The 5,595-nt window shown below is 73.4% G+C and carries 6 protein-coding genes, 1 tRNA gene and 1 pseudogene; 2 read left to right on the top strand and 6 right to left on the bottom strand.

The window, feature by feature from the left end; all coding sequences use genetic code 11:
- The 4 genes from C6N75_RS20495 to C6N75_RS20480 form a co-directional block, all read right to left on the bottom strand.
- Window positions 1-928: urease subunit alpha (locus C6N75_RS20495; protein WP_146132622.1), on the bottom strand; the 928-nt coding region annotated here is incomplete at its 3' end.
- The gene (locus C6N75_RS20490; RefSeq protein ID WP_105870374.1) at window positions 921-1,232 is read right to left on the bottom strand and encodes an urease subunit beta; all 312 of its coding nucleotides are present in this window, start codon (window positions 1,230-1,232) and stop codon (window positions 921-923) included. The genes C6N75_RS20490 and C6N75_RS20495, both read right to left, overlap by 8 nt.
- A 16-nt stretch (window positions 1,233-1,248) precedes the next feature.
- The gene (locus C6N75_RS20485; protein ID WP_105870373.1) at window positions 1,249-1,551 is read right to left on the bottom strand and encodes an urease subunit gamma; all 303 of its coding nucleotides are present in this window, start codon (window positions 1,549-1,551) and stop codon (window positions 1,249-1,251) included.
- Window positions 1,552-1,826: 275 nt separating this feature from the next.
- Window positions 1,827-1,901, bottom strand: a tRNA-Gly gene (locus tag C6N75_RS20480).
- Between the two features lie 734 nt (window positions 1,902-2,635).
- On the opposite strand from C6N75_RS20480, the gene C6N75_RS20475 reads away from it, so the two are divergent.
- Window positions 2,636-3,112, top strand: coding sequence for a C40 family peptidase (locus tag C6N75_RS20475; RefSeq protein WP_105870372.1), 477 nt, complete (start codon window positions 2,636-2,638; stop codon window positions 3,110-3,112).
- A gap of 67 nt (window positions 3,113-3,179) precedes the next feature.
- Here C6N75_RS20475 and C6N75_RS20470 read toward each other — a convergent pair whose 3' ends face one another.
- Both C6N75_RS20470 and C6N75_RS20465 read right to left on the bottom strand, forming a co-directional pair.
- Entirely contained in the window at window positions 3,180-3,614 is a 435-nt protein-coding gene (locus tag C6N75_RS20470) for an ATP-binding protein (protein WP_105870371.1), read from the bottom strand.
- Window positions 3,615-3,829: 215 nt separating this feature from the next.
- On the bottom strand, window positions 3,830-5,023 hold the full coding sequence (locus C6N75_RS20465; RefSeq protein WP_105870370.1) for an 8-amino-7-oxononanoate synthase: 1,194 nt from the start codon (window positions 5,021-5,023) through the stop codon (window positions 3,830-3,832).
- 385 nt (window positions 5,024-5,408) lie between these two features.
- On the opposite strand from C6N75_RS20465, the pseudogene C6N75_RS20460 reads away from it, so the two are divergent.
- A pseudogene (locus C6N75_RS20460) lies at window positions 5,409-5,595 on the top strand (biotin synthase BioB); the annotation flags it as partial.

Raw genomic sequence — 5,595 nt, 5'->3', positions numbered from 1 at the left:
CAACGAGGCCGGGTTCGTCGGCGACACCCTCGCCGCCATCGCCGCCCGCGCCCTCGGTGTGGTACGCGTGGATGGTGCGGCCGGCGATGGCGGCGAGGGTGTCGCCGACGAACCCGGCCTCGTTGAGGGTGTCGGTGTGGATGGCGAGCTGCGCCCCGGTCTCCTCGCAGACCCGCAGGCAGGCGTCGATGACGGCCGGGGTAGCCCCCCAGTCCTCGTGGATCTTGAAGCCGAGGGCACCGCCGCGCAGTTGGGAGTGCATGGCGTCGGCGGAGACGGTGTTGCCCTTGCCCAGGAGTCCGATGTTGACGGGGTGGGACTCCAGGGCGGCGAACATCCGGGCCAGGTGCCAGGGGCCGGGGGTGACGGTGGTGGCCTTGGTGCCCTCGGCGGGCCCGGTGCCGCCGCCGACCAGGGTGGTGATGCCGGAGGTCAGGGCCTGTTCGACGACGGTCGGCGAGATGAAGTGGATATGGGTGTCGATCGCGCCGGCGGTGACGATCTTGCCGTTGCCGGCGATGATCTCGGTCTCCGGGCCGATGACCAGGTCGGGGTGGACGCCGTCCATGGTGTCGGGGTTGCCGGCCTTGCCGACGGCGGTGATCCGCCCGTCCCGGATGCCGATGTCGGCCTTGACGATCCCCCAGTGGTCGACGACCACGGCGCCGGTGATGACGGTGTCGGGGGCGCCCTCGGCGCGGGTGGTGCGGGCCTGGCCCATGGACTCGCGGATGACCTTGCCGCCGCCGAACACCGCCTCGTCGCCGGAGCGCCCGGGGCCGCCGCAGCGGTCCTCCTCGATCTCCACCAGCAGGTCGGTGTCGGCGAGCCGGACGCGGTCGCCGGTGGTGGGGCCGAACAGGTCGGCGTACACGGGCCGCGGGACGCGCACCGCGGACGTGGCCGGGAGGGGGACGTGGTCAGTCATCGAGCGGGCCTCCGGTCTCTCCGCGCAGACCGGGGACGATGCGGCGGCCGGCTACGGGGACGAGTTCGACGTCCACCGGGATGCCCGGTTCGAACCGCACGGCGGTGCCGGCGGCGATGTTCAGCCGCAGTCCGCGGGCGGCCGCCCGGTCGAACTCCAGTCCCGGGTTGACCTCGGCGAAGTGGTAGTGGGAGCCGACCTGGACGGGCCGGTCGGCGGCGTTCAGCACGGTGAGGCGGGTGACGGGGCGGCCCGCGTTGAGGGGCACCGGCTCGTCGGCGTACAGGATCTGTCCGGGGATCATGCTGTCGTCTCTCCCCTCACACGATCGGGTCGTGGACGGTGACGAGCTTGGTGCCGTCGGGGAAGGTGGCCTCCACCTGGACGTCGTGGATCATCTCCGGGATGCCGTCCATGACGTCGTCGCGGCTGAGCACCTTGCGTCCGGACGCCATGAGCTCGGCGACGGTCCGGCCGTCCCGGGCGCCCTCCAGGACGTGGGCGGTGATCAGCGCGACGGATTCGGGGTGGTTGAGCCGTACGCCGCGCGCCCGGCGCTTCTCGGCCACGTCCGCGGCGACGTGGATGAGCAGCCGTTCCTGTTCGTGCGGGGTCAGTTGCACGGTTCACCTCACAGTCTCCCGCCCGGACGGCCCCGAGCGCAGCGGGACACTATCCGGCTTCAACACTCTGTTGACCTGGCAGAAGAGTCTGGCCGAGAGATATTTCAAACTCGGGCGCAATTTTTTCCGGGAGGTTAACGGGGCCTTTGCCGTTCCATGGGCAACACGCCGAGGCGTACCTCCGGCGGTGGTGTTCAGGGCGCCCCGTGCGGCGGGAAATGCCCGCGGCCCCCATCTCCGCTGACGTGCGGACCGGAGGCGGAGATGAACGACGGGGCGGGGCGACCGGATTCGAACCGGCGTCCTCCGAGATGGCATCGCGGCGCACTACCTCTGTGCTACGACCCCGCCCTTGCGGGGAGCATATCCACCGACGGGCGCCGCGACCGAACCGGTTTTCGACCCGCCGGCCCGTCAGTCGGGCGTTGGCAGCGCGGCTGGCCGGCTCGACCGGCTCGGCCCGGGCTCGCGTCACGGCCGTGCCGCACCCCGCGGACCCCGGGCGCCGAGTGGCGGGCGCGCCGGTGACGGTTCCTCAGGACGGCGACACCCGGGCGGTGCAGCGCCTCGCCCGGACGGCCGCCCGGGGCCTCGGCGGGCCTCGCCCGATCAGCTCAGGCATCCGGGGGAACCTCCCGCGAGGCGAGTTGCGCGGGGCCGCCCGGGGAGTCGGCTGCGGGCCTGTTCCGGTGCAGGTGAGGCGGGGTGACGGGGCGTCCGCGCGGCTTGTGGTCAGATCGTCTTTCCGGCGTGTCCACCCGAACGGGCCAGTCGTGAGGAGCCTCACAAAACACCATTTGGGCTCGGTAATCGGCCGGGCGATGGGTCAAGATCCCTGTCGACGACAAGCCCCCGCCACCGCGGCGGGGCGGTCCGGGCGGACGCCGAGTCCTGCCGCCGCCACGGACGACTGGTCGACAGGAAGTGGATCGGCAGGAGTGGAGGACCCAGGCAGTACGGGTGGCCCACCGACGTTCGTCGGGCCGGTCGCCCTCGGGGTGAAGCCGCGTCAGCGGCCGGGCGTCTTCGTCTAGCCCGAACCCGACAGGTCATCCTTCACAGGCGGACTGACGAAGGGTTGCGCATGACCGCGCAGATTCATGTCCCGTCTCTGCTGTCCCGGGCCGGCGCCGTCTCGGTCCTCACCCTCGCCGCCGTCAGCGTGCCGCTGCTGGCGCCCGGCGGCGCACCGGAGGCGCAGGCCGCCACCTCACACGCCGCCAAGGCGCTGAGCACCGCCGCGGCCAAGAAGGGCGCCCCCTACGCGTACGGAGCGACGGGCCCGTCCCGGTTCGACTGCTCCGGGCTGACGCTCTACTCGTACAAGAAGGCCGGCAAGTCCCTGCCGCGGACCGCGCAGCAGCAGTACAACAAGACCCGGCACCTCTCCACGTCCGGTCGCCAGAAGGGCGACCTGGTCTTCTTCCACCGCGGCGGCAGCGTCTACCACGTCGGCATCTACGCGGGTCAGAACAAGATCTGGCACTCGCCGAAGTCCGGTGCGGTGGTGCGGCTGGAGAAGATCTGGTCGAAGTCCGTCTACTACGGACGGGTGCGCTGACCTCTGGCCCCTGGCCTCTGATTCCCCCGGTTCCTGGTCCCTCGTCGCCGGCCCCCGGCCCCCGGGGTCAGCGCCGTACGGGCACGGTGGTCCAGGGCAGGGCGACCCGGACCGTCTTGCCGCCGTCCGGGGTGGGCGCCACGGAGAGCTTGCCGCCGTTCTCCACGGCCAGCCAGCGGATGATGGTCATGCCCCGGCCGTTGTCCTGCCGGACGGCCGCGGGCAGCCGCTGAGGCCAGCGCGGGTGGCTGTCGGTGACGCCGACGCACAGCTCCTCGTCGCGGTCCAGCCGCAGCTCCACCGTGTAGGTCGGCGACAGGCCGAAGGTGTGCTGGACGGCGTTGGTGGCCAGTTCCGAGACGATCAGCCGCACGGTGTCGGCGGTGTCGTGCTCGCCGGGTAGTCCCCACTCGGCGAGCACGCCCGCCGCGAATCTCCGGGCGGTGGAGACCGAGGCGGGATCGCTCGGCAGAGTGACGGAGGCTTCCAGATGGTCTGCCATGGCGACACGTCCCCTTCGCACCGTGACGGTCGCGCTGGGAGGCACGGCCCCGGATGTGTTTCGCGCCACACTGCCACTTATGTCGCACCCCGTGGGGACGATCCCCGGAGATACCCGTACGTCTGTCGCTCGAAGCGGTGAACCCTGCTACGCAGGGCCGTTTTCGGTGGCCCGACAGGTGGCCCGACCGGTGGGCCGAGCGCCCGTGTCCGGGCTCAGGGAGCGGTGTCCAGCACGGTCCGCACGGCGGTGTCGATCTGCTCCGGCGTCAGGTCCGCCCGGGCGGTGAGCCGCAGCCGGGAGACGCCGTCGGGCACTGACGGGGGCCGGAAGCAGCCGACCGCCAGCCCGGCCGCACGGCAGTCCGCCGCCCAGCGGACCGCCCGTTCGGGTGAGGGCGCGCGCACCGACACCACGGCGGCGTCGGGGCGGGCGGCGGTCAGTCCGGCCTCGGTGAGCCTCCCGTGCAGCATGGCCGCCACCGTACGGGCCCGCTCGGCGAGTCCGGGTTCGGCGCGCAGCAGCTTCAGCGCGGCCAGCGCGCCGCCGACTGCCGCCGGGGCGAGGCCGGTGTCGAAGACGAACGTCCGGGCGGCGTTGACCAGGTGCTCGATGACCCGGGCCGGGCCGAGCACCGCCCCGCCCTGGCTGCCGAGCGACTTGGAGAGGGTGAGCGTGGCGACCACGTCCGGGTCGCCGGCCAGCCCGGCGGCGTGCAGGGCGCCGCGCCCGCCGTCGCCCAGCACCCCGAGCCCGTGCGCGTCGTCCGCGACCAGGGCGGCCCCGTGCGCCCGGCAGGCGGCGGCGAAGGCGTTCAGCGGGGCCGCGTCCCCGTCGACGGAGAACACGGCGTCGGTGACCAGCAGCGCGCGGGCGCCTGGCTCCCGGCCGTCCAGGGCCTTGGCCACGGCCTCCGGGTCGGCGTGCGGGACCACCTCGGTGCGGGCCCGGGAGAGCCGGCAGCCGTCCACGATGGAGGCGTGGTTGCCGGCATCCGACAGCAGCAGCGACCCGGGGGCGGTCAACGCGGTGAGCACGGCGAGGTTGGCCGCGTATCCGGAGGAGAACACCAGGGCGGCCTCGAAGCCGCAGAAGTCGGCGAGTTCCCGCTCCAGTCCGGTGTGCAGCTCGGTGGTGCCGGTCACCAGCCGGGAGCCGGTCGACCCGGCGCCCCAGACGCGGGCCGCCTCGGCGGCGGCCGCGGTGACGGCCGGGTGCCGGGTCAGGCCCAGGTAGTCGTTGCTCGCCAGGTCCAGCAGCCCGGAGTCGGCCGGGCGGGGCCGCAGCACCCGGACCAGCCCGGCGGCGGCGCGGCGGCGCGCCTCCCCCTCGGTCCAGTCGAACGCGCCGGGCGGCGGTCCGGCGGGGCCGGGCGTGGTGGCGGCGGGGGGCGGTGGAGCCTCGGGCATGACGTGTCCCTGACGGTCGCGGGCAGGCGGGCGAGCGGACGGGTCGGGGCGGTGGCGCGGCAGCGGGCGTCCCGCCGACGGCGTACCGCGGCGGACGTGCCGCACCCGACGGCGTACCGGCGGAACGGACGTGCCGCACCCGACGGCATGACGGCGGCACGGACGTGCCGGACCCGACGGCGTACCGGCGCGGACGTGCCGCACCGACGGTGTACCGGCGCATGGGTGCGGGCAGCCGCCGCCCCGGCACTGGTTTGTAGGCAGTGGACAAGACCCTAGCCGTGCCCGCGCCGCCGCGGCGTGTGGCCATGCACACACCGTGCGGCTCGTCCTTTGTGGGCTTTCTCCTTGGCCGAGGCGGGCGGCGTAGGCCAGGATCACAGCCATGGACCTGCTGAACACGCTGGTGGACAAGGGGCTTCGGCGCGAACTGCCGAGCCGTGAAGAGGCGCTCGCCGTACTGGCAACCCCGGACGACGAGCTGCTGGACGTGGTCGCGGCGGCCGGGAAGGTGCGCCGGCAGTGGTTCGGCCGCCGGGTGAAGCTCAACTACCTGGTCAACCTGAAGTCCG

This window comes from Streptomyces solincola (genome assembly GCF_002982015.1).
In the GTDB taxonomy this organism is placed as follows: domain Bacteria; phylum Actinomycetota; class Actinomycetes; order Streptomycetales; family Streptomycetaceae; genus Streptomyces; species Streptomyces solincola.
This window is presented reverse-complemented; position numbering and strand designations above follow the sequence as displayed.